At 69.5% G+C, this 21,867-nt stretch carries 26 protein-coding genes; 12 read left to right on the top strand and 14 right to left on the bottom strand.

Annotated features, from left to right (window positions below):
- The first annotated feature begins 62 nt into the window (after positions 1–62).
- Entirely contained in the window at positions 63–779 is a 717-nt protein-coding gene (locus ACLJO0_RS13865; RefSeq protein ID WP_410578923.1) for an alpha/beta hydrolase, read from the top strand.
- 226 nt (positions 780–1,005) lie between these two features.
- Here ACLJO0_RS13865 and ACLJO0_RS13860 read toward each other — a convergent pair whose 3' ends face one another.
- Together ACLJO0_RS13860 and dut are read right to left on the bottom strand one after the other, a co-directional pair.
- Positions 1,006–1,656 (bottom strand): DUF3710 domain-containing protein, encoded by a 651-nt coding sequence (locus ACLJO0_RS13860; protein ID WP_125793651.1) that lies wholly within the window; start codon positions 1,654–1,656, stop codon positions 1,006–1,008.
- The gene (dut, locus tag ACLJO0_RS13855) at positions 1,656–2,138 is read right to left on the bottom strand and encodes a dUTP diphosphatase (protein WP_007033571.1); all 483 of its coding nucleotides are present in this window, start codon (positions 2,136–2,138) and stop codon (positions 1,656–1,658) included. Before dut ends, ACLJO0_RS13860 begins: the two co-directional genes overlap by 1 nt.
- Before the next feature lie 24 nt (positions 2,139–2,162).
- Here dut and ACLJO0_RS13850 point away from each other — a divergent pair, with 24 nt between their 5' ends.
- Entirely contained in the window at positions 2,163–2,657 is a 495-nt protein-coding gene (locus ACLJO0_RS13850) for a DUF3093 domain-containing protein (RefSeq protein WP_199748950.1), read from the top strand.
- Positions 2,658–2,749: 92 nt separating this feature from the next.
- Here the strand turns inward: ACLJO0_RS13850 and ACLJO0_RS13845 are convergent, their stop codons facing one another.
- Positions 2,750–3,058 (bottom strand): DUF4193 domain-containing protein, encoded by a 309-nt coding sequence (locus tag ACLJO0_RS13845; protein WP_005164528.1) that lies wholly within the window; start codon positions 3,056–3,058, stop codon positions 2,750–2,752.
- Between the two features lie 454 nt (positions 3,059–3,512).
- On the opposite strand from ACLJO0_RS13845, the gene cei reads away from it, so the two are divergent.
- Positions 3,513–4,196, top strand: a complete 684-nt coding sequence (gene cei, locus ACLJO0_RS13840) for an envelope integrity protein Cei (protein ID WP_410578919.1) — start codon at positions 3,513–3,515, stop codon at positions 4,194–4,196.
- Between the two features lie 78 nt (positions 4,197–4,274).
- On the opposite strand, the gene ACLJO0_RS13835 is transcribed toward cei, so the two are convergent.
- Positions 4,275–5,093: an inositol monophosphatase family protein gene (locus ACLJO0_RS13835; protein ID WP_410578917.1), complete on the bottom strand. Its 819-nt coding sequence runs from the start codon at positions 5,091–5,093 to the stop codon at positions 4,275–4,277.
- Positions 5,094–5,160: 67 nt separating this feature from the next.
- Here ACLJO0_RS13835 and ppgK point away from each other — a divergent pair, with 67 nt between their 5' ends.
- The 3 genes from ppgK to ACLJO0_RS13820 all read left to right on the top strand — a co-directional run bounded on the left by ppgK (position 5,161) and on the right by ACLJO0_RS13820 (position 8,182).
- On the top strand, positions 5,161–5,922 hold the full coding sequence (gene ppgK, locus ACLJO0_RS13830; RefSeq protein ID WP_199748983.1) for a polyphosphate--glucose phosphotransferase: 762 nt from the start codon (positions 5,161–5,163) through the stop codon (positions 5,920–5,922).
- Between the two features lie 246 nt (positions 5,923–6,168).
- The gene (locus tag ACLJO0_RS13825) at positions 6,169–7,569 is read left to right on the top strand and encodes an RNA polymerase sigma factor (protein WP_125793648.1); all 1,401 of its coding nucleotides are present in this window, start codon (positions 6,169–6,171) and stop codon (positions 7,567–7,569) included.
- Positions 7,570–7,660: 91 nt separating this feature from the next.
- Complete coding sequence (locus tag ACLJO0_RS13820; protein WP_410578915.1) at positions 7,661–8,182, top strand: pyridoxamine 5'-phosphate oxidase family protein; 522 nt, start codon at positions 7,661–7,663, stop codon at positions 8,180–8,182.
- 215 nt (positions 8,183–8,397) lie between these two features.
- On the opposite strand, the gene ACLJO0_RS13815 is transcribed toward ACLJO0_RS13820, so the two are convergent.
- The 4 genes from ACLJO0_RS13815 to ACLJO0_RS13800 are packed head-to-tail and all read right to left on the bottom strand — an operon-like array spanning position 8,398 to position 10,834.
- Positions 8,398–9,597 (bottom strand): hypothetical protein, encoded by a 1,200-nt coding sequence (locus ACLJO0_RS13815; RefSeq protein ID WP_410578913.1) that lies wholly within the window; start codon positions 9,595–9,597, stop codon positions 8,398–8,400.
- A gap of 47 nt (positions 9,598–9,644) precedes the next feature.
- On the bottom strand, positions 9,645–10,022 hold the full coding sequence (locus tag ACLJO0_RS13810; protein ID WP_125793645.1) for a hypothetical protein: 378 nt from the start codon (positions 10,020–10,022) through the stop codon (positions 9,645–9,647).
- Positions 10,023–10,040: 18 nt separating this feature from the next.
- Positions 10,041–10,247 carry a hypothetical protein gene (locus ACLJO0_RS13805; RefSeq protein WP_125780250.1) on the bottom strand — a complete coding sequence of 69 codons (207 nt, stop codon included), beginning with the start codon at positions 10,245–10,247 and terminating at the stop codon, positions 10,041–10,043.
- Positions 10,244–10,834, bottom strand: coding sequence for a hypothetical protein (locus ACLJO0_RS13800; RefSeq protein ID WP_410578910.1), 591 nt, complete (start codon positions 10,832–10,834; stop codon positions 10,244–10,246). Before ACLJO0_RS13800 ends, ACLJO0_RS13805 begins: the two co-directional genes overlap by 4 nt.
- Positions 10,835–10,944: 110 nt before the next feature.
- Here ACLJO0_RS13800 and ACLJO0_RS13795 point away from each other — a divergent pair, with 110 nt between their 5' ends.
- The 3 genes from ACLJO0_RS13795 (at position 10,945) to ACLJO0_RS13785 (ending at position 14,280) form a co-directional block, all read left to right on the top strand.
- Positions 10,945–12,123, top strand: coding sequence for a sensor histidine kinase (locus tag ACLJO0_RS13795; RefSeq protein ID WP_410578908.1), 1,179 nt, complete (start codon positions 10,945–10,947; stop codon positions 12,121–12,123).
- On the top strand, positions 12,120–12,773 hold the full coding sequence (locus tag ACLJO0_RS13790) for a response regulator (RefSeq protein ID WP_125780244.1): 654 nt from the start codon (positions 12,120–12,122) through the stop codon (positions 12,771–12,773). The genes ACLJO0_RS13795 and ACLJO0_RS13790 overlap by 4 nt, the downstream gene beginning before the upstream one ends.
- 67 nt (positions 12,774–12,840) lie before the next feature.
- A complete protein-coding gene (locus ACLJO0_RS13785) occupies positions 12,841–14,280 on the top strand; it encodes an APC family permease (protein ID WP_410579301.1) in 1,440 nt (479 codons plus the stop codon).
- Here ACLJO0_RS13785 and ACLJO0_RS13780 read toward each other — a convergent pair.
- The 3 genes from ACLJO0_RS13780 to ACLJO0_RS13770 are packed head-to-tail and all read right to left on the bottom strand — an operon-like array spanning position 14,255 to position 16,180.
- On the bottom strand, positions 14,255–14,923 hold the full coding sequence (locus ACLJO0_RS13780; RefSeq protein WP_410579300.1) for a DUF6885 family protein: 669 nt from the start codon (positions 14,921–14,923) through the stop codon (positions 14,255–14,257). The two genes, ACLJO0_RS13785 and ACLJO0_RS13780, sit on opposite strands and share 26 nt — an antisense overlap.
- Positions 14,923–15,339 carry a GNAT family N-acetyltransferase gene (locus ACLJO0_RS13775; RefSeq protein ID WP_125793642.1) on the bottom strand — a complete coding sequence of 139 codons (417 nt, stop codon included), beginning with the start codon at positions 15,337–15,339 and terminating at the stop codon, positions 14,923–14,925. Before ACLJO0_RS13775 ends, ACLJO0_RS13780 begins: the two co-directional genes overlap by 1 nt.
- A 46-nt stretch (positions 15,340–15,385) precedes the next feature.
- Entirely contained in the window at positions 15,386–16,180 is a 795-nt protein-coding gene (locus ACLJO0_RS13770) for an EamA family transporter (RefSeq protein ID WP_410579299.1), read from the bottom strand.
- Positions 16,181–16,519: 339 nt separating this feature from the next.
- On the opposite strand from ACLJO0_RS13770, the gene ACLJO0_RS13765 reads away from it, so the two are divergent.
- The 3 genes from ACLJO0_RS13765 (at position 16,520) to ACLJO0_RS13755 (ending at position 18,300) form a co-directional block, all read left to right on the top strand.
- Positions 16,520–16,699, top strand: coding sequence for a hypothetical protein (locus ACLJO0_RS13765; protein ID WP_016332937.1), 180 nt, complete (start codon positions 16,520–16,522; stop codon positions 16,697–16,699).
- Positions 16,700–16,850: 151 nt separating this feature from the next.
- Positions 16,851–17,714 (top strand): alpha/beta fold hydrolase, encoded by an 864-nt coding sequence (locus ACLJO0_RS13760; protein ID WP_410578905.1) that lies wholly within the window; start codon positions 16,851–16,853, stop codon positions 17,712–17,714.
- Positions 17,695–18,300: a TetR/AcrR family transcriptional regulator gene (locus tag ACLJO0_RS13755; RefSeq protein WP_410578903.1), complete on the top strand. Its 606-nt coding sequence runs from the start codon at positions 17,695–17,697 to the stop codon at positions 18,298–18,300. The genes ACLJO0_RS13760 and ACLJO0_RS13755 overlap by 20 nt, the downstream gene beginning before the upstream one ends.
- Before the next feature lie 82 nt (positions 18,301–18,382).
- Here ACLJO0_RS13755 and ACLJO0_RS13750 read toward each other — a convergent pair whose 3' ends face one another.
- Genes ACLJO0_RS13750 through ACLJO0_RS13740 form a run of 3 tightly spaced genes read right to left on the bottom strand, consistent with a single transcriptional unit; the run spans position 18,383 to position 21,833 of the window.
- Entirely contained in the window at positions 18,383–19,564 is a 1,182-nt protein-coding gene (locus ACLJO0_RS13750) for an ROK family protein (RefSeq protein WP_410578901.1), read from the bottom strand.
- Positions 19,565–19,575: 11 nt separating this feature from the next.
- Positions 19,576–21,036: a sugar ABC transporter permease gene (locus ACLJO0_RS13745; protein ID WP_125793638.1), complete on the bottom strand. Its 1,461-nt coding sequence runs from the start codon at positions 21,034–21,036 to the stop codon at positions 19,576–19,578.
- 23 nt (positions 21,037–21,059) lie between these two features.
- Entirely contained in the window at positions 21,060–21,833 is a 774-nt protein-coding gene (locus ACLJO0_RS13740) for an ATP-binding cassette domain-containing protein (RefSeq protein WP_125793637.1), read from the bottom strand.
- Positions 21,834–21,867: the final 34 nt, after the last annotated feature.

Genomic DNA, 21,867 nt, shown 5'->3' with positions numbered 1-21,867 from the left:
CGTGCGTAATCCAGCGTAACTGTGCTTCGACCAGGAGAACGGGTTTAGGGGAATATCGCAACGTGACCTCCGCTATTCCGCCTACGACGGCAGTAGTACTCCCCGGCACCGGGTCCGACGAAGTGTTCGTGCGCAGCGTGTTCTCCGGCCCGCTGCGGGCGCTCGGCATCCGGCTGCTCGCCCCGCCCCCGCCCGCGGGCGGCCGTCTCGCGGACGGCTATCTCGAGGAGCTGGACAGGCTGTCCGGCGAGCACGGTCCGTTGCTCGTCGGCGGCATCTCGTTCGGCGCGCATCTGTCGGCGGAGTGGGCGGCCCGCAATCCGGGCCGCTGCACCGGCCTGCTGGCCGCGCTCCCGGCCTGGAACGGCCCGGCCGGACGAGCACCCGCGTCGCTCGCCGCGCGGCTGTCAGCGGATCTGGTGGCCGAAAACGGGGTCGAGGGCGCGCTGGCGAAATCGACGGACGGCGTCCCCCGCTGGCTCTCGGCGGAACTCGGCCGCGCGTGGCGGCGGCACGGTGCCGACCTGGCGGCAAGCCTGCGGACGGCGGCAGACCACCCCGCCCCGTCTCTGGAGGACCTGAAGGGCCTCGACGTGCCCGCGGGGATCGGCGCATGCGTGGACGACCCGATCCACCCGGCGGCGGTGGCGCACGCCTGGGCGGACGCCCTCCCACGCGCCGAAATCGGCGAGTCGACCCTCACCGCCCTCGGCTCAGACCGGGAATCCCTAGGCCACACAACCGTCCAAGCCTGGCAAAAAGCCGCCCAGACCCACTAGCCCACCGCGACACCACGCGGCGTCACGACAGCACCGAACGGTCTCCCCAAGGGCGCTCTGCGCCCGACGGAGACTTCACCCGTCGCGCGCCCTCTTTCGGGCCGAAGGCCCACGGAAACGTGATGAAGGGGCGCCCTCCGCTCCCAACCCGAGTTGCAAGCGGCCCGGCGCCCCTTCGGCACGTTTACGTCAGCGCGCGATCAAATAAACACAGCGCGCGATCAAATCAACTCTGCTCGGCGATGTGCTGCGCGACGGCGTCGGGCAGCGTGATGGTGAGCGGGGTGCGGACCGGCATCGGCGCGTCGCCGCGGTCGACGATGGTGTGCCGCACGATCTCGCGCAGTACCGCGGGCGCCTGGGACGCCTGCGACTGCGGACCGGCGATGACGCCGCGGAGCATCCAGCGGGGACCGTCGACCCCGACGAACCGCAGTGCGACGTCGCCGACGATCGCGGACAGCTCCAGGCCCCATTCCCCCATGCCGACCGAGACCTTGGCGCCGTCGGCGCGCAGTTGCTCGGTGAGTTCGGTGCTGACGTCCTTCCACAGGCCGCCGGACCGAGGCGCCGCGTAGCCGCTGACGGTGATCTGGCCCTGTTCGGTGACGACGTGCACCGCGCGGACGCCGCCGCTCTCCGGGTCCATCTCGACCTGGACCTGGGAGCCGTCGGGTACCGGTACCTTCACCGAACCGAGGTCGATCCTCGGGATGCCGTCCTCGGGCGCGTCGGCGAGGTCGAAGGGGCCGTCGGAGGTCTCCGACAGCTGCGGCTCGATCTCGTCGGCGCCGTCGTCACCGGGACGGTCTTCGACCTCGGGCGCGGCGTGCCGTCCGCTCGGCTTGGCCTCGCGCTTGCGTCCGAAAATCCCCACTAGTTCTCCGTTCCTTCCCTGGCTCCGGCTCCCAGTGTGGCGTGTCCGCCCGTGGAGCCATACCCTCCCTCGCCGCGCTCGGACGGCTCGAGTTCGGCGACCTCGACGAATTCGGCCTGTTCGACCCGTTGCACGACCAGCTGCGCGATCCGGTCGCCGCGGGTGAGCACGACCTTCTCGGAGAGATCATGGTTGATCAGGCAGACGCGGATCTCACCGCGGTACCCGGAGTCGATGGTGCCCGGGGTGTTGACGACCGAGAGGCCGACGCGGGCGGCGAGACCCGAGCGCGGGTGGACGAAGCCCGCGTACCCGGGCGGCAGCGCGATCGCGACGCCCGTTCCGACGACGCCGCGTTCGCCGGGCGCGAGCACGAGATCCGAGGTGGTGACGAGGTCGGCGCCCGCGTCGCCGGGGCGCGCGTAGGCGGGGAGTGGGACCGAAGGATCGATCCGGGAAAGCAGTACCTGAACGGTGGACACGGGCGGCGAGACTACCCTGAAGGCGTGGGTGAAAGCGTGAACACGGCCGAAGGCGGCGCCGTCAAGCATTCAGAGCGGCTCTACGTCCCGTGGTGGGGCTGGCCGTTGCCGCTGCTGGGCGGCGGGCTGCTGGCTGCGGAGATCGACATGGGCTACCCGGGGCTCCGCGGCTGGCTGCCGTACGTGGTGCTGATCCCCGCGGTGATCGCGCTGATGGTTTCGCTCGGCCGGTCCCGCGTCCGGGTGACCGGTGGCGCCGAGCCGGAGCTGTGGCTGCGCGACGCGCATCTTCCGCTCAAGTTCGTCGGCGACGTCGACGTCATCGACAAGGAAGCGAAACGCAAGGCGCTCGGCCGCGACGCCGATCCGGCGGCCTTCGTGCTGCACCGGGGCTGGGTCGGCCCGGTCGTGCGGGTGTGGCTCACCGACCCCGAAGATCCGACGCCGTACTGGCTGTTCAGCACCCGGCACCCGGAGAAGGTGGCCGCGCTGCTGCGGCAGACCGCCTCGAAGTCCTAGTCGTAAGGAAAGGGGGCCGGCCATCCGGCCGGCCCCCTTATTCCTGTTCAGATCCCGAAACCCCTGTCGCGCCGTCCCCTGTGCCCGTAGGCTCAGGCGCAGTCGCGGCAGATGAGCCGTCCGCCACTCTCTTCCGCAAGCCTGCTGCGGTGGTGCACCAGGAAGCAGACGGAGCAGGTGAACTCGTCGGCCTGCTTGGGCACGACCTTGACGGTCAGGTCCTCCCCGGAAAGTCCGGAGAGGTCCGCGCCCGGCAGCTCGAAGTTCTCGGCGGTCGCGTCCTCGTCGACGTCCACGACGCCGGACTGGTTTTCGTTGCGCCGTGCCTTGAGCTCTTCCAACGAGTCTTCGGCCAGCTCGTCGGCTTCGCTGCGGCGCGGAGCGTCGTAGTCGGTCGCCATTTGTCCCTCACCCCTGCGATGCTTTCGATGTCAGATGGCCCGGACCCAAGAGCGCGCGGCTCGTGAGTCCTTCGTGCCGCTGGTTAACGTCCCAGCGCCCCTGTTTGTGCCCGGCTGGGCAGTGAGCGAGGTCTCTCTTTTGCGCCTCTTACTGCCGCCTGAGCCCGCGAAGGGTAGCTCACGCCGATACCGGCTCTGCAACGAGTCAGACATTGCCGGGATTACGTCACCCAACAGGGGGAACCCTGCTGTCAAGACGCCTGTCGTCCGAATGGGTTGCGCCTCCGTCGGGTACCTCACCCCTTGGGCCCGGCTGCTTGCCCGGAGTGGCCATCGCGTGGTGCTATCCGGAGGCCCGCGCCGATCACCTTCGCCACAACGCATAGGCTGATCGGACACGATGGTGAGATGAAGCACCGTCCGGGGATCCGGGCTTTGGGGAAGGGACTGGCAGGTGGCGTCGGGGAACGGCATCGGGGACCGCGGGGCGAGGCCGTATCGCAAACGCAAGCCGCTGCCCGCGCTCATCGTCATCGGGGTGATGGCACTCGGCGCGGTCATCGTCTGGGTGAACGTCGTGGCGAGCAACGCCGACATCGATGCCAAGATCCGCTGCGATCCGCCGCCCGTCCCGCAGCAAGGCGTCACCTACACGCCGCTGGCGCACGACGGACTCGACGACCGGGCGCCGGTCCCGCCGGACAAGGTCGCCGTCCAGGTGCTCAACGGATCCCAGGTCCGCGGCCAAGGCGGCATCGTCACCAGCACGCTCCGGGAACTCGGTTTCTCCCAGGTGCTCGAGCCGGACGTCGACCCGGCCTACAAGAACGCGGAAGCCAAGTGCCGCGGCCAGATCCGCTTCGGCGAGAACGGCGCGGCCGCGGCCCGCACGCTGAGCCTGGTGGTCCCGTGCGCCGAACTGGTCAAGGACAACCGCAAGGACGCTTCGGTCACGTTCACCACCGGCACCCTGCTCGGCGACGTCCGCCCGAAGGCGGAAGCGCGCCAGGTGCTCGATCAGCTCACGCAGTGGTCGAAGGCGCAGCAGGGCAGCGGCGGCGGTGAGCAGTCTGCGGGCGGCGGTGCCCCGGTGATCGACCAGACGCTGCTGAAGGCCGCTCGCGAAGCTCCCTGCTGAGACTCTTTCAAACGCTATGAAAGGTCCTTTCCTTGCGAAATTTGCAAGGAAAGGACCTTTCATAGCGCACGGTGAGGCTCAGATAGCGCCCACACCCGAGTCGAGCAGCGCCTGACGCAACGGAGCCTCGATCGACGGCGCCACCGCGAAAGTCGCGTCCGGCCCCAGTTCGGCGTCCTCCCCCGGCAGCGACACCCGGGCACCCGCCTCGGCGGCGATGAGCGCCCCCGCGGCCCAGTCCCAGTGCCCGAGGCCGTGTTCGACGTAGGCGTCCAGCCAGCCCGCCGCGACCGCGCACAGATCGAGCGAGGCGGCCCCGTTGCGCCGGATGTCCCGCACCCTGGTCGCCAGTTCCGCGACGAACCGGGCCTGCTTCGTCCGCCGTTCGACCTTGTAGGCGAACCCGGTGCCGACGAGGGTCAGATCGAGCCGCCGCGGGGCGTTGACCGACAGCCGCCGCCCGTCGAGGAACGCGCCCTGCCCGCGCGCGGCGGTCCAGCGGCGGCCGCTGACCGGTTCGACGACGGCGCCCGCCACCGACACCCCGCCGACCTGCGCGGCCACCGACACGGCGAACCACGGCAGCCCGTAGAGGAAGTTCACCGTCCCGTCGATCGGGTCGACCACCCAGGTCACCCCGTCGCCGGCGATCCCGCCACCCTCTTCGCCGAGCACCGCGTCTTCGGGGCGCAGTTCGGCGAGCCGGGCGCGCACCAGCCGTTCCGACTCGTGGTCCACCGCGGTCACCACGTCGGTGTCGGCGGACTTGGTGTCCACCCGTACCTCGCGCCCCGCGTTCATCCCGGTCCAGGCCTCGCGGACCAGTTCGGCCGCCTCGCCCGCGACACGCTCGGCGACACTCTTCAGCAACGTCTCGTCAACTCCCACGTCCGCCATGTCACCACATCCGGTTAAAGTCTCCGAGGCAGGCTTCTGAATCGTGCGAGAAGGGACCACGTCCGTGGTGGAGGCGACCCGAGGTTTCGGTATCGACATCGGCGGCAGCGGGATCAAGGGCGCGCTGGTCGATTTGGCGGAGGGACGGCTGATCGGCGACCGGATCCGCATCGACACGCCGAAGCCGTCGACCCCGGAGGCGGTGGCGGACGTCGTCGCCGAGATCACCGGCCAGGCCGGCTGGGACGGCCCGGTGGGCGTCACCCTGCCCGCGGTGGTCAAGAAGGGCGTCGCGCACACCGCGGCGAACATCGACCGCAAATGGATCGGCACCGACGCCGACGCCCTGTTCGCGAAACGACTCGGCCGCGGCGTGGACGACATCGCGATGCTCAACGACGCCGACGCCGCCGGAATGGCCGAGATCCGCTGGGGCGACCCGATCGCGAAACGCGGTGTGACGGCGCTGCTGACCTTCGGCACCGGCATCGGCAGCGCGGTCTTCCAGGACGGCAAGCTCGTGCCCAACACCGAATTCGGCCACATCGAGGTCGACGGTTTCGACGCGGAGAAGAAGGCCGCGGCGTCGGTGAAGGACAACGAGGACCTCTCGTATCCCGAATGGGCGGAACGGGTGAACAGGTATCTCTCCGTGCTGGAAAACCTGATCTGGCCGGATCTGTTCATCGTCGGCGGCGGGGTCAGCAAGAAGTCGCACAAATGGGTCCCGCTGCTGGACATCCGCACGCCGGTGATCGTCGCGTCCTTGCAGAACAACGCGGGCATCGTCGGCGCGGCGGCCGCCGCCGCCGAGGGCATCGAGCACTGACGCACTCACGCTGACATCCGCCCCACGGATGTCACTTCGGCGGGTCGCACGGCGTGTCGCGCCCGCCGGGTGGTGGTCCGCGCCGCGACGCTGTCACGTATCGTCGTTACAATGGAACACGGCCCACGGCGGCGGCACCCACGAGAACGAGGGAAACCGCAGGCCGAGGGGTGTTCCCCGAAGTTTGAGGCAGCCGAGACCATCACGCCTCGGCTCGTCATGATCGACCGCTGCGAAAGGGCGTAAGTGGCAGCCGCAAGAACCGCAACCCGAAGCGGGACGAAGACAGCGACCGCAGCCGGCGAGCCGGCCGACGAGGCAGCCACCGACGCGGCGAAGCCCGCGGCGCGCAAGACCGCCGCCAAGGCGGCAGGCGCGAAGAAGGCCCCGGCGAAGAAGGCTCCGGCCAAGAAACCCACCACCAAGGGTGCCAAGACCGAAGACGGCGATCCGGAAGACGGTCCGGTAGAGCTCGACGAAGCCGACCTCGAAACCCCGGATCTGTCCGACCTGGAAGAGGTCGAGGTGGACGTCGTCGACGCGACGGTCACCGAAGACACGGAAGAGGACGCGGAGTCCGAGGAGGACGTCGAAGAGACGCCCCCGCGCGGGCGCCGCACGACGGCCGACAAGAACGCCGGAAAGACCTCCGACAACCCGGACTTCGTCTGGGACGAGGAAGAGTCCGAGGCGCTGCGCCAGGCCCGCAAGGACGCCGAGCTCACCGCTTCGGCCGACTCGGTCCGTGCGTACCTCAAGCAGATCGGCAAGGTCGCCCTGCTGAACGCGGAGGAGGAGGTGGAGCTCGCCAAGCGCATCGAGGCCGGGCTCTACGCCGCCGAACGCGTCCGCAACGCCGAGGAGGAGGGCGAGAAACTCGTCACCCAGATGCGGCGCGACCTCAAGTGGATCGTGCGCGACGGTGAGCGGGCGAAGAACCACCTCCTGGAGGCGAACCTCCGGCTCGTGGTCTCGCTCGCCAAGCGCTACACCGGCCGTGGCATGGCGTTCCTGGACCTGATCCAGGAGGGCAACCTCGGTCTGATCCGTGCGGTCGAGAAGTTCGACTACACCAAGGGCTACAAGTTCTCCACGTACGCCACCTGGTGGATCCGTCAGGCGATCACCCGCGCGATGGCCGACCAGGCCCGCACCATCCGTATCCCGGTGCACATGGTCGAGGTCATCAACAAGCTCGGCCGCATACAGCGTGAACTCCTGCAGGACCTCGGTCGCGAGCCCACCCCCGAAGAGCTCGCGAAGGAAATGGACATCTCCCCGGAGAAGGTCCTCGAGATCCAGCAGTACGCCCGCGAGCCGATCTCGCTCGACCAGACCATCGGCGACGAGGGCGACTCGCAGCTCGGTGACTTCATCGAGGACTCCGAGGCCGTCGTCGCGGTCGACGCGGTGTCGTTCACGCTGCTGCAGGACCAGCTCCAGTCGGTGCTGCAGACGCTGTCCGAACGTGAGGCGGGTGTGGTGCGGCTGCGGTTCGGTCTCACCGACGGCCAGCCGCGCACGCTCGACGAGATCGGCCAGGTGTACGGGGTGACCCGTGAGCGCATCCGGCAGATCGAGTCGAAGACGATGTCGAAGCTGCGTCACCCGTCGCGTTCGCAGGTGCTGCGCGACTACCTGGACTGATCCCAGGCTCACGGAAGACCCCGTCACCGTTCGGTGGCGGGGTTTTTCGCGTCCGGTGTCGAATCGCGGCTCGCCCGTTCGACGCGTGGGTATGACGACGAACCCGATTTCGACCAGGAACCTCGACCGCTACGGCTCCGCGGAGCTGCCGTGGAGCCGTCCGCGCGGAATCCTCGCCGAGGACACGCCCACCGCCGACCTGACCTTCTTCGTGACGACCGTGCGCCCCGGCGGACGTCCGCATTCGGCGGGTGTCGGTGCCGTCTGGGTCGACGACGCCCTGTACTTCAAAGGCGGGCCGGGCACCCGCCGGTCCCGCAACCTTGCCGCGAACCCGGCGTGCGCGGTTTCGGTGCGCTTGCGGGGAATCGACCTCACGTTGGAGGGTGAGGCGCACCGGGTCACCGACCCGGCGACGCTGGAGCGGGTGGCGGCGGTCTACCGGACGGGCGGCTGGCCCGCGTCGGTGGAGGGCGACGCGCTCACGGCCCCCTTCAGCGCGCCCAGCGCGGGACCGCCGCCCTGGTACCTGTACCGCCTCACCCTGCACCGCGCCATCGGCGTGGCCGGTGCCGAACCGCACGGCGCCACGCGCTGGGACTTCGCCCCTTGATCTCGTGAGTGGCTAGCCGGTCAGGAACCAACCGTCTCTTATTGAGGGGTGAGGCAAAGGTGGCGTGGGGTGAAGGCTCCCTTCGCCGCATCAGACGCGGCGAAGGGAACCTTCACCCCACCACCAGCCTGACTCACGAAGCGGAACCCGGCCGCGGTCGTGTCGTCCGTCCAGTCACGCGTGACATCGCCGGTGCTAGCCACTCTTGAGCCGTGTCAGGGCCTGCCGGTCAGGGTCGTCCACGGCACGTGCACCGTCACCCGCTCCCGGAGCTGCTCGTTCATCAGCCACAGCTCCCCCGTCGCCGGCCAGTACGACAGGTTCTGCGAGTTCACCGGCGCCCTGCCGCTCAGCCTTGACGTCGAGGTCCCGCCGACCCCGCCGTGCAGGCACGACGGATGGTCGCCCGCCACCCCGGCGTACTCGGGGCAGACGCCGGTCATCACGAAATACCCGTTGCGCGCCACCGCTCCCTGCATGCCCCACACCGGTGACACGAACCCTTCCTTCGCGTGCACGGTCCCGTCGGCCGACACCTTGGGCAGACCGGTCGCGCGGTCGAACGGCCACCGCAGCACCCGGCCGCCCGCGGCGTTCGGAATGTGCTCCGAAGTCACGATCGAGCCGTCGCTGTGGTCGAACGACATCGTCGCGAGACACGGCCGCGTCCCGGGAGCGTTGGTGCAGGTGCCACCGCCGGGGTACCAGTACGCGCCGATCTGCGGCATCGCGTAGTCGTAGAAAGCCGCGTGGTACTTGCCGTCCGGGCCCTTCCCGACGACGCCGGAGCTGTCGTCGACCTTCCAGAAGTGCGTCGTGTCGAAGACGCGCACCACTCCCCCGGTGGTCGCGACGAACAGCCGGTTCCCGATCCAGGTCATCCCGTGGCCGTGCCCCTGCACGACGGCGAAGTTGTCGTTCGACGTCGGTTCCACGAGCAGCACGTGCCGGTAGCCGAGTCCGGTGGCGTCCACAAAGGACAGCCGGACCATGGTGTCGCCGGGGGTGTGCCAGGAGGCCGCCACGACCCGTTTCCCGCCGACCTTCCCGGTCGCCGCGTCGGCGTCGCCGGAACCGGTCAGCCCCTGCGGGATCCAGTCGTTGGTCTTGTCGTCATTGGCGTCCTCCCAGCAGAATCCCGCCGGTTTCAGCGCCGCCGCGAGATACGTGCCGTGGCACAGCGGGCGCGCCTTCCGGTTGGCCGACGACAGGATCTCCGGCAGTCCGCGTGGCGGGAGGTGTTTCTCCAGCGCGGCGATCCGGGCGCTGTAGGTGTCGAAGGTCGAACCGGACGTCCAGCGGAAGCCGTCGACCGTGGCCGCGTCCATCTTCGGGAAGGCGGCCGCGGCGGAGGCGACCCCGGGGATGAGCGCGAACACCAGCAGCAGTGAAGCGAGAAGTCCCAGCCTCTTCATGTCCGCGAGCCTCCCGGCCGCGCGTATACATTCGATACAAACCCGCGTCAGGACACCGAAAGCCCGCGCTCGGCCAGGGATTCCTCGACGCGCAACCGTTCGATCGCGCGGTCGAAGCCCTCCGGTAGTTCGTCCAGCCGGTGGTCGACCTCGACCTCCCGGCAGGCCTGGACGAGCAGCGCGTCGTACGCCTGCCTGGTGCCGTACCGGCGGACGGCGGAAGCGCCGGACGGAAGTTCCGCCAGCAGCCGGTGCACCCGGCGGAGATCGGCGGCGAGCTTCTCGATGGGCGGCCCGGCAGGCGCCTCCGGTTCCCGGCGCCGCCGCCACCGGCGCACTACGGCGGGCACTTTCAGCGCGCACCAGAAGAGAACCGACGGCGCCACGGCGACAACGGTGTACAGCGCGACAGGCCCGGTGGCCACGCCCCCATGGTAATCCCGCTACGAGCGCCGGCGTTGCTTGCGGGCGCGCTCGGCGAACAGCAACCCCACTCCGGCGGCCACCATCAGCGCGCTCGCCACCACGTGCATCCCCGGCGGGAGCAGGTGGAGCTGGACGAACCAGCTCGGATTCGTACTGCCCAGCAGCCGGTTGATCAGTCCTCCCCCGCCCTGCACCAGCAGGAGGATCCCCAGTAGTTCGATCATCGTCGTGTCCCTTCCGAAACCCGGTCGTCGTTCTTGGGTGAAAGCTCCTGCCACAGCGGCCCGGTGGCGAACCAGATGGCTGTCACGACCCCCAGCCGCGGCAACCAGCCCCACAACGGCGCGACCTGCTCGCCGTTGCCCACCAGGAAGATCAGTCCCAGCAGCACGGCGGCGGCGATCCCGCACGCCAGTACGCATTTGCCCCACTCACGCCATTCGACGCGGGCCTTCTCCCGTCCCCTCGGCTTGGGCGGCGGGGGCGGCCCGCCCGCGAACCGGTGCGCGAACCGCACGTCGGCCCACCGGATCATGGACGGCCCGAACACCACGCTGAAGCCGAGATACACCGCGGCGAGGCCGTGCACGAAGTTCGCCTTGCCGCCGCCTTGGAGGTCGAGCACGGTCGCGACCAGCACCACGATGTCGATCACCGGGGTGAGGGCCAGTAGCACGGTGCTCGTCCGCTTGAGCCGGAGCAGGTAACGGGCCAGCAGGCCGGCTCCGATGGCGACCCAGAAACCGATCTCCCCGGCGGCGATCACCGCCGCCATCGGATTCTCCGCGAAAAAGTCCCAGATCTTGTTCACCCTCCGAGCTTCGCCCCCGACGGCGGTCCGGCGCGTCGGTGAAGGGCAGGAGAGGATCGTCATCAGTTCGTAGGACCCCGCCGCCCGCTCCGGTGTGCTGGGATGGAGTGGTGCCCACGTTGGTCCCGCGCCTGAGTCATCTTCCGCTGTGGAAGCAGGACCTCGTCATCGCGCTCGGCACCTGGCTCATCGGCGTCCTGGTCTACCTGAGCGGCACGCAGGTGCTGCTCAACGGCCCGGACTCGACGCCACTGTGGATCCGGCTGACCGAGCTGACCGCGTTGTGCGCGCTGGAGATGCTGCGCCGCAAGGTCCCGTGGGCGCTGCTCGGCGCGCTGGTCGTGGTCGCCGTGGACGTGGCGATCAGTCCCTCGCTGCCGATCCTCGTCGTCTTCACCGACTTCCTCTACGCGACGACGCTCTACGGCTCGCGGCGGATGAGCAGGGTGATGATCGGCATCGCCGCGATCGGGACGCTCGCGGTGATCTGCCTGGCGCTCGTCCTCTCCTCGCAGTGGCGGACGGCGATCCTGGTGGCGTTCGCGTTCCTGCCGTTCCTCGTCACCCCGGTGTGGTGGGCGGCGAACGTGCGGCAGCAGCGGGACATCGCCGAGAACGAACGGGCGAACGCGGTCCAGCTGGCGACGATCGGCGAACTGGACCGGAGGGCCGCCGTCGCCGGGGAGCGTTCGAAGATGGCGCGGGATCTGCACGACGTCATCGCCGGGCATCTTTCGGCGATCGCGATCCAGTCCGAGGCCGCGTTGTCGATGGCCACCGCCGACCCGAAGCTGTCCAGGAAGGTGCTGGAATCGGTGCGGGAGAACAGTGTGAGCGCGCTGGACGAGATGCGCGCGATGATCGGGCTGCTGCGCGCGGACACCGAGATCGAGCCGACGGCGCCCGCGCGGCTGGCCGAACTGTCCAAACTGGTCGAATCGGCGCGGGCGAGCGGGCTGGAGGTCGAGCTCGGTTCCGTGCCGGACCCGTCGTCCCCGCTGCCGGCCGCGGTCGATCTGACCGCGTACCGGATCGCGCAGGAGGCGCTGACCAACGCGGTGAAACACGCCCCCGGCGGACGCGCGGTCCTCGACATCCGCTCACGCGGCGGCATACTCACCGTCGAGGTGCGCAATGATCTTCAGCCGGGCCGCCTCGACGACGGCGGGACCGGACTCGGCCTGCTGAACATGCGGGAACGCGCCGCCGCGGTGGGCGGCACCCTCGCCGCCGGGCCGTCCGGCGGCGGCTGGCTGGTCCGCGCCGAACTGCCTCTGGAGGGGTCTTGACCGTCAAAGTCCTGGTCGCCGACGACCACGGCGCGATCCGTGCCGGGTTGATGATGATCCTCGGGAACGCCGAGGGGATCGAGGTGGTCGGCGAGGCCGCGGACGGCGCCACCGCCGTCCGCCAGGCGAAGGCGCTGAAGCCGGACGTCGTGCTGATGGACGTCCGCATGCCCGGCGTCGACGGCATCGCGGCCACGCGGGAACTGACCGCGGAGGGGCTGTGCGAAGTCCTCGTGCTGACCACCTTCGATCTCGACGAGTACGTCCACGCCGCGCTGCGGGCGGGTGCGGCCGGGTTCCTGCTGAAGTCGGTGGAGGCGGCGAGGCTGATCGAAGCGGTGAAGCTGGTCGCGGCGGGCGAAGGAGTGCTCGCCCCACAGGTCACGCGGAAGCTCATCGCCGCCTTCGCGGCGGGGACGCGCGAGCCTTCCCTCGTCCCCGCCGGGCTCGGAGACCTGACCGAACGCGAGCGCGAAGTGCTGGCGTGCCTGGGCGGCGGCCTGTCGAACGCGCAGATCGGCACACGGCTGCACATCGGCGAGACCACGGTGAAGACGCACGTTTCGCGGGTGCTGACGAAGCTGGACCTGCGGTCGCGGGTGCAGGCGGCGATCCTCGCCCAGGAGAACGGTGTCGTGCTGGAGAGGTGAATCCGCACCGATCTGCGAGGTGGCCGGTGTTCTTCTAGCGTGACCTCTCATGCGGCGAACTCTGGACGTGGACGAGGTCCTCAAACGGCAGGATTCCGGTGAGCTGAAACGCCGTCTGCACGGACGGGACCTGGTCGGCTTCGGGGTCGGCATCATCATCGGGACCGGGATCTTCACCCTCGCCGGGGTCGAAGCGAAAACCCACGCGGGCCCGTCGGTCACGCTCTCGTTCGTGCTCGGCGCCGTCGTGGCCGGGATGGCCGCCCTCTGTTACGCCGAACTCGCCTCCAGCGTGCCGACGGCGGGAAGCGCCTACACCTACGCTTTCGCCACCCTCGGCGAGGCGTTCGCCTGGATCATCGGCTGGGATCTGCTGCTGGAGTTCGCCCTCGGCGCGGCCGTCGTGTCACGCGGGTGGTCCGGCTATCTCGCGAATCTGATGGGGCTCTCCCCCGACTGGTTCGGGGAAGACGCGAAGGTGAACGTCGGCGCTGTCGCGATCATCGCCGTGCTGACCGTGATCGCCGTCCTCGGGATCAAGGAATCGGCGCGGGTGACGAATCTGCTCGTGCTGGTCAAGGTCGCGGTGTGCGTGCTGATCCTCGCGGTCGGCGTGTTCTACATCCGCGGCGAGAACCTGACGCCGTTCATCCCACCCGCGCAGGCACCGACGGAGACGGCGAGCACGCTGCATCAGCCGATCGTGCAAGCCGCGCTCGGGCTCGAACAGTCCGTCTACGGAATCGCCGGAATGGTGACGGCCGCCGCTGTCGTCTTCTTCGCCTATACCGGTTTCGAGGCGCTCGCCAACCTCGGCGAGGAGACCGTGAACCCGAAACGCGATCTGCGGGTCGGCATCCTCGGCGCGCTCGGGATCTGCGCGTTGCTCTACATCGGTGTCTCACTGGTGCTGACCGGGATGGTGCCGTTCGCCGAGATCGACGCGGGCGCCCCGCTCGCCGACGCCTTCGACCGGGTCGGGCAGCACTGGGTGGGCGCGCTGATCTCGCTCGGCGCGGTCACCGGGCTGACGTCGGTGATGATGGTGGAACTGGTGACGATCGGCCGGATCGGGTTCGCGATGGGCCGCGACGGCCTGCTGCCGAAGAAGTTCGGCACGGCGCATCCGCGCTGGGGCACCCCGCACCGGATGACCGTCGCCGGTGCCGTGCTGATCGCGGTGCTGGCCGCGTTCGTGCCGATCTCCGAACTCGCCGACATGGTCAGCATCGGCGCGCTGTCGGCGATGATCATCGTCGCGGTGGCCGTCCCGGTGCTGCGCAAGCGCCGTCCGGATCTGGAGCGCCCGTTCACCGTGCCGTTCTCGCCCTACCTGCCCATCGCGGCAGCGCTGGCGTGCTTCTACCTGATGCTGAACCTGGACGTGATGACCTGGCTGCGGTTCGCCGCGTGGCTGCTGCTCGGCCTGCTGATCTACGTCTTTTACGGGCGCAGGCATTCGCGCTTCGCGAAGGACGAAGTCAGCTCCACAGACCTGCCGTCGTGATCGCGCCGAGGGCGGCCTCGGCGTCGGCGTCGTCCACCACGATCAGCATCCGCTTCAGCGCCGCGGCCATCCATTCCACCGGCTGGTCGTGCAATCCGTTGTCCCCCAAGGACGGATAACCGTCCATAACGGACACCAAGGTTCCTTCGGCGCCGATGCGCATCCCGGTCGCCAGCACGAAATGCCCGGCGGGCGGACGCCAGCGGGACGACCACAGCGGCGGGATACCGGTGTCGAGGTAGTCGAGCAGCGCTCGCACCGGCGTGTCGTGGGCGCCGAATTCGGCCGGGTCGACCTCCGCGATCAACGCGACCCTCGGCAGCCGCCACAACGCGGCAAGGAGCATGAACACCGACTGCGGCGCCCAGTTCCCGGTGGCGGGCACCGCGGCGAGCCGTCCGCCCGACAGCGTCCCGATCGCCCGCGACAGCCCCTCCGGCGTGGTGCCCGCCAGCGCCGCGACCTCGTCCTGGCCCGCGACGTCGAAGCCCGCCGCGCGCAGGGCGGCCAGCGCGGTGAACGGCCCGGCGAGCCCGTCCTTCTGCGGCAATTCGGCCCGCGCGACGGCGACGAGATGCTCGCCGCCGGGCAGCCAGCGGCGGCCGGACAGCCCCGTCCGGTCGCCGTCGATTCCGGAGGACATCAGTCTTCGAACGTCCACGACCGCATGATGAACGGTCCGTCGTTCGACGCCCCGGCCGAAGCGTAGGTCGCCAGCGCGGCCTCGTTGTCCCTTTCGACCCCGACCCACATCCCGCGGCAGCCGCGCTCCCGCGCGATCCCGGCCAGCGCGTCGACCAGGTCACGGCCGATCCCGCGGCGCTGGTAGTCCGGGCTGACGTCGAGTTCGTTGAGGAACATCTCGGTGCCCTTGTCCGGATGCGTCACCTCGGTGCCGGTGATCATCCCCGCGGGTTCGCCGTCCTCGTAGGCGATCAGGAGATGGTTCTCCTCCGCCGCGAGGAACTTCTCGGACGCCGCCCGTTGCGCCGGGCCGTCGAACAGGTGCTGGGCGGCGACGACCTCTTCGACGGTACCGGCCCGCCGGATCTCGGCCACGTGTCCTCCTGGTGCTCGAAGCGCCACAGACTGGTCAGTATCCCGCTCAGGAAGGTGCCGGGCCATCGCGTTTCCCTGGCGAACGAAGCGCCACCCCGGCGACGACGGCCAGCGTGCCGATCGCCTCGGGCAGCGTCGGGACCTGCCGGAGCCACAGGAAGCCGATCAGCCCCGCCGTGACCGGCAGCAACGCCAGCAGCAGCGCGAACCGCGCCCGCCCTGCCTTGCGGAGGACCACTTGGTCGAGCGCGTACGGCACGACGGTCGAGAGCACGCCCACCCCGATGCCCAACAGCAGCAGACGTGACGAAGCCCACACCGCGCCGGTGCCGAACGCCAGCGGCGACAGCACCACGGTCCCGACGGCGAACCCGACGGCCAGCCCGTCGATCCCGTTCCCGCCGACGGCGACCCGCTTCCCGAGCAGGATGTACCCGGCCCAGGCGGCCGCCGCGGCCAGCGCGAACAGCACACCGAGCAGGCTGCCTTCGAGCCGGACGTCCGCGATGGCGATCACCCCGGCCGCCACCAGCAGCAGCGCGAAGACGTCCCGGCGGGTGCGCGAACCGAACGCCGCCACCACCACGGGTCCGGTGAACTCGAGGGCGACCGCGGTGCCGAGCGGCAACCGCGCGATCGCCTCGTAGAAGAGCACGTTCATCCCGGCGGTGACGATGCCGAAAGCACCCGCGAGCAAGAACGTGCGCCCGGTCCACGCCGAGCGAGGTGGCCTGCGCCACGCCAGGAGGACCACCGCCGCCCCGAGGCAGCGAAGCCAGGCCACCCCCGCGGGTGAGGCGACCGAAAAGAGACCTACGGCGACGGCCGCACCGGCGTACATGGAAATTCCGCTGAGAACGAACAAGACCGGCGCCGGCACACTCGAAACGCGGTTCCGGACGACTGCGATACCCACGCCTGCATGGTGCCTGACGTGGGAAAAGGCGGTTCGGCGGGGAGTCTTCTCCTACGTTGCGTGATTACGCTACGGCATACGAGGTAATTACCAGTGACAAATGAGACACCCGCACGGGAACACTTGCGGGTCGCCAAACGTCTGGAAGAGTGGAAGCACGAACACGGCGGAGCCGGGAACGAACGTTGCCGGCATCAGTGCCGAAGTGGTCGTAGCTGGATCGATGGCACCGGGCCACCGGTGCCGGGACGGAGGGAGACTCCAATGACTTCACCGACGCTCACCCGCCCCGAACTGACCGCTGCCGACCGATGCGACCGGTGTGGAGCTGCAGCCCAGGTTCGGGCCATTCTCAGCACCGGTGGCGAGTTGCTCTTCTGTGGTCACCACGCCCGCGCACACGAAACGAAGCTCAAGGAAATGTCCGCGGACATTCAGCGGTAGCCCACCAGTACACGACCACCCGGCGGCCGGCCGCTCCCCATGGAGCGCGCCGGCCGCCCTGTTTTGTCTCAGGGGTCCTGGGGCTCGATCGGTGCGCCCACGGCCATCGCGCGGCTTCAAAAACATACAGACAGCATGTATGTTAGTTGTCATGACGACCAGCGACCTCCTCGGCGAGGTGCACGAGGCCGACCTCGGCGGCGCCCGCATCCGCTACCGCGACCGCGGCGAAGGCCCTCCCGTGGTCTTCGTGCACGGGCTGCTCACCAACGGCCTGCTCTGGCGGAAGGTGGCCCCCGCGGTCGCCGACGCCGGTTTCCGCTGCCTGACCCCGGACTGGCCGCTGGGCTCGCACGAGATCCCGGTCCCCCACGCGGACCTGAGCCCGCCCGGCGTCGCCGCGCTCATCGCGCGCTTCCTCGAGGTGCTCGACCTGACCGACGTCACCGTGGTCGCGAACGACACCGGCGGGGCGCTCACCCAGCTGCTCATGACCACGAGCCCGGAACGGGTGGGCCGGGTCGTGCTGACCCCGTCGGATTCCTTCGAGCGCTTCCTGCCGCCGATGTTCAAGGGGCTGAACACGCTGGCGCGCCTGCCCGGCGGCGTCCCGGCGATGATCCAGGCGTTGCGCTGGCGATGGCTGCTGAAGGCGACGGACTTCCTCTGGCTGGCGAAACACCCTGTCCCCGGCCATATCCTCGACGCCTACCTGCTGCCCAGTCGCCGTGACCGGGCGATCCGCGAAGACCTGGCGCGGTTCCTCGCCGGGGTCGACAACCGGTACACCCTGACCGCCGCCGAGCGGCTGCCCGCCTTCGGGAAACCCGTCCTGCTGGCCTGGGCGCCCGAAGACCGGCACTTCCCGCTGTGGCTGGGCGAGAAGCTCGCCGGGGTCCTGCCGAACGCCGAACTGAAGACGATCGAGGACTCCTACGCCTTCGTGCCGGAGGACCAACCGGAGCGGCTGAGCGCCGTGATGGTGGAATTCCTGCGTGCCCACGCCACGACGTAGCCAGACCGAACGCTCGCGATCGACGCGGGCCGCGCTGATCACGGCGGCGCGGACGTTGTTCGCCGACCAGGGTTACGCCGCCGTGCCCGCCGACGAGATCGTCCGGGCGGCGGGCGTCACCCGCGGCGCGCTGTACCACCACTTCGGCGACAAACAGGGCCTGTTCCGCGCCGTGATCGAGCAGATCGAAACGGAGATCACCGAGGAACTCCGGACCGTCCTGCGGGCGACGGAGGATCCGTGGTCGGCCGCGCTCGGTGCGCTGAGCCGGTTCCTGGACCTGTGCCTGCGGCCCGAGGTGGTGCGGATCGCGCTCACGGACGCCGTCTCCGTCCTCGGCTGGCAGGAATGGCGCGAGCTGGAGAACCGGTACGGGCTGGGCCTGATCACGGAGATCCTGGAAGCCGCCGCCGCGGACGGCCTGCTGATCGAGGCGCCGATCCCGGAACTGGCGCAACTCACGCTGAGCGCCTGCGCGGAAGCGGCGCTGATGATCGCGCACGCCGAAGACCCCGAAGCGGCGAAGGAGAAAGCCCTGGCCGCCCTGGTGGCCCTGCTGTCCGGCCTCGTGAACCAACCCGAGTGACTCTCGGTCACCGAGTGCCAGGAAAGGACCGTTCCTTGCAAAATTTGCAAGGAACGGTCCTTTCCTAGCACTCGCGTGAGCCCTAAACCGTGTCCAGGATCATCTCGAAGGCGGCCTCGGCCGCACCCAGGAGCTTCACGTCGGCACCGAGCGCCGAGCTCACGATCTGCGTCCCGCCCACGGCCCGGCTGACCAGGCTCCGCCGCCGGACCTCGGCCGCCACCGACCGCACGACCGACTCGGGCAGCACGGTGAGCAGGTCACCCAGCACGACCAGCTGCGGGCCGAGCAGGTTGACCACGTTCACCAGGCCGAGCGTCAGCCATTCCGCGAACTCCGAGAGCCGCTCCTCGGCCGCGTGCGGGTCCCGGCCCAGTTCGCGTAGTTCGAACATGATCGCCCCGCGCGGGGTGTCCTCCGGCAGGTCTAGCGCGCGGCACAGCGCCGCCTCACCGACCTCGGTCTCCCAGCAGCCGCTGGAACCGCAGTAACAGGGACGGCCACCCGGCCGGATCGCCATATGCCCGATCTCGCCGACGTACCCGGCGCCGCCGCGCAGCGCCGAGCCGTCCGCGATGATCCCTCCCCCGACACCGACGTCGGCGGAGACGTACACGGCGTCGGACGAGCCCCGCGCGGCGCCACGCAGGTGTTCGGCGATGGCACCCAGTTCGGCGTCGTTGCCGACCAGGATCGGAATACGCAGCACACCGCCCAGCCGTTCCCCGAGCGCCACGTCGGTCCAGCGCAGGTTGGGCGCCTCGTGGACGTGCCCGTCGGCCCGGCGGACGACACCGGGCACGGACACCCCCGCGGCGATCGGCTGCACACCGAGGTCGCCGGCCAGCACGGCGGTCGACTCGATCACATGCGTGATCACCTCGCCTGCCTCCCGCATCCGGCCGTGGAGGTTCCAGCTGTTGCGCCCGAGGATCTGGCCGCCGAACCCGACCAGCGCGATCGCCACGTGTTCCACCTGGAGGTCGACCGCGAGCACCACCGCCGCGTGCGGCTGCGGCAGGACCAGGAGCGAGGGGCGGCCCGCCCCTCGTCCCGGCCTCGGGACCCGCTCCTCGACGACCCCCGCTTCCGCGAGGCCGTCGACGAGGGTCTTGATGGTGCTGCGGTTGAGCCCCAGCTCGGTGGCCAGGGTCGCCCTGGTGCTCGGGCCGCTGACGTGCAGCAACCGGAGCAAGGTCGTGCGGTTGTGCCTGCGCACCTCGTCTGGTCGTGCAACGGGTGTGCTGGTCACGGGCTTCATCATTCCATGCGGACTCAGCGCGGCGACGCAGCCGCGCGGCGCCGGGACAGCGCGTCCACCGTGGCCGCGAGAAGCAGCACCAAACCGGTGACGATGTTGACCACCGCCGCCGACTGTTTCAACAGGCCCAGCGCGTTCTCCACGACCGCAAGCACGAGACCACCGATCACCGCGTCGACGACCCGGCCCTTGCCGCCGAACAGCGACGTACCACCGATGACGGCGGCACCGACCGCGAACAGCAGCGTGTTGAGGCCACCGGCCTGCGGGTCGACCGAACCGACCTTCGACGAGTAGACGATCGCGCCGATCGCCGCCACCGCCGAGCAGATGACGAACACCGAAGCGCGGATCTTCTCGACGTTGATACCGGCGCGCCGCGCCGCCTCGCGGTTGCCGCCGACCGCGTAGATGTGGCGGCCGTACTGCGTGCGGTTGAGCACGTAGGTGCCGAGTACCAGCAGGCCGAGCACGATCGGCACGACGTACGGGACGCCGGAGATGACGATGTTCGGGTTCGGCGCGCGGTTCAGCGTCAGCAGATAGGTCGCGATCGCGGCGACCACGCCGATCGCGCCGACCTTGAACAGCACCATCGGCGTCGGCTGGGTGACCAGGCCGCGTTTGAGCCGGGAGAAGTGCTGGCCCAGTGACACCGCGGCGAAACCACCGGCCGCGATCAGGAAGAGGATCCAGCTGCCCATGGTGGACAGGTTGCCGTTGGCGACCTTGAACAACACGTCCGAGGTGCTGATGCCGAGCGTGCCGCCCTCACCGATGAACTGGAGGATGACACCTTGCCAGGCAAGGAAGAGCGCCAGCGTCACGACGAACGAAGGCATCCCGATCTTCGAGACGAGGAACCCGGTGAGCACACCGATCGCGCCACCGACGCTGACCGCGAGCAGCATCTCGATCCACGGGTTGGCCGCGGCTCCCGACAGCACCAGCGCGATGGCGAGCACGGCGAAGCCGACACCCGCCCAGATCCGCAGGATCACGCCGAGCAGCGCGGCGATCGCGAGCACAACGAGGAACGCGATGAACACGCCGTTCCCCATGCCGCCCAACAGGTTTCCGTCGCGCACGTAATGCATCGCGAGGACGGCGGCGGTGACGCCGGACGCGGTACCCGCGGACAGGTCGATCTCGCCGAGCAGCAGGACGAACACGATGCCCATCGCGATGATCGCCTTGCCGGCGCCCTGTGCCATCAGGTTCGCGATGTTGTTCATCGTCAGGAAGGTGTCCGACAGCGAGGCGAACACGATCACCAGCACGAGCAGGCCGAGCAGCGCCGGGAGCGAACCCAGCTGCCCCGCCTTGAGCCGGGAGAAGTAGTCACCGACCGCCTCGCGCGTTGACATCGATGTCGTGTCGATGCCGAAGTCCGTGATGGCCGCCGACGGGTTGAGCGCGGCTGCCGTCGGCTTGCCCCCCTCCGGCGAGGCGGGCTTTGCGGGTGTCTCAGTCATTTCCGGTTCTTTCTCGCCTGGTTCTAGAGGACGGCGGCTTCGGGGCGGGCAAGGCCGAGGTCGCCGGATCGGCCGGCGGTGATCAGTTCCACGACCTGGCCGTGGGTGACGTCCTTGGTGTGCACCTCGGCGACGAGACGGCCGAGGTAGAGCACCGCGATACGGTCGGCGACCTCGAAGACGTCGGCCATGTTGTGGCTGATCAGCACCACACCCAGGCCCTGCTCCGCGAGGCGGCGGACGAGGTCGAGCACCTGACGGGTCTGCGCGACACCGAGCGCGGCGGTCGGCTCGTCGAGCAGGACCACCTTCGAGTCCCACAGCACGGATTTGGCGATCGCGACGGTCTGCCGCTGCCCACCCGAGAGGGCCGAAACGGGCGTGCGGACGGACTTCACGGTGCGGACCGACAGCGAGGCGAGCGTCTCGCGGGCGGCCTTCTCCATGCTGGCCTCGTCCAGCAGCCATTTGCTGCCGCGTTCCCGGCCGAGGAACATGTTCTGCACGATGTCGAGGTTCTCGGCGAGGGCGAGGTCCTGGTAGACGACCTCGATCCCCAGATCCGCGGCGTCACGCGGGCCGTGGATGTTCACCGGTTCGCCCTGGAACTTCACCGTGCCCGAGTCGTAGCCGTGGATCCCGGCGATCGACTTGACCAAAGTGGACTTTCCGGCACCGTTGTCGCCGACCAGCGCGGTGACCTCGCCTGCCCGCACGTTGAAGTCCACGTCGTGGAGGACGTGGACCGGCCCGAAGCTCTTGTTCAGCTGCTTCAGTTCGAGGATGGGTTCGCTCATGGGGGTTCTCGAATTCTCCCGGCTGGAGACCGGG

Origin of the sequence: Amycolatopsis sp. lyj-108 (assembly GCF_046549005.1) — a bacterium.
GTDB lineage: Bacteria > Actinomycetota > Actinomycetes > Mycobacteriales > Pseudonocardiaceae > Amycolatopsis.
The sequence above is the reverse complement of the archived record's forward strand: the minus strand, read 5'-3'. Positions and strand labels throughout refer to the sequence as shown.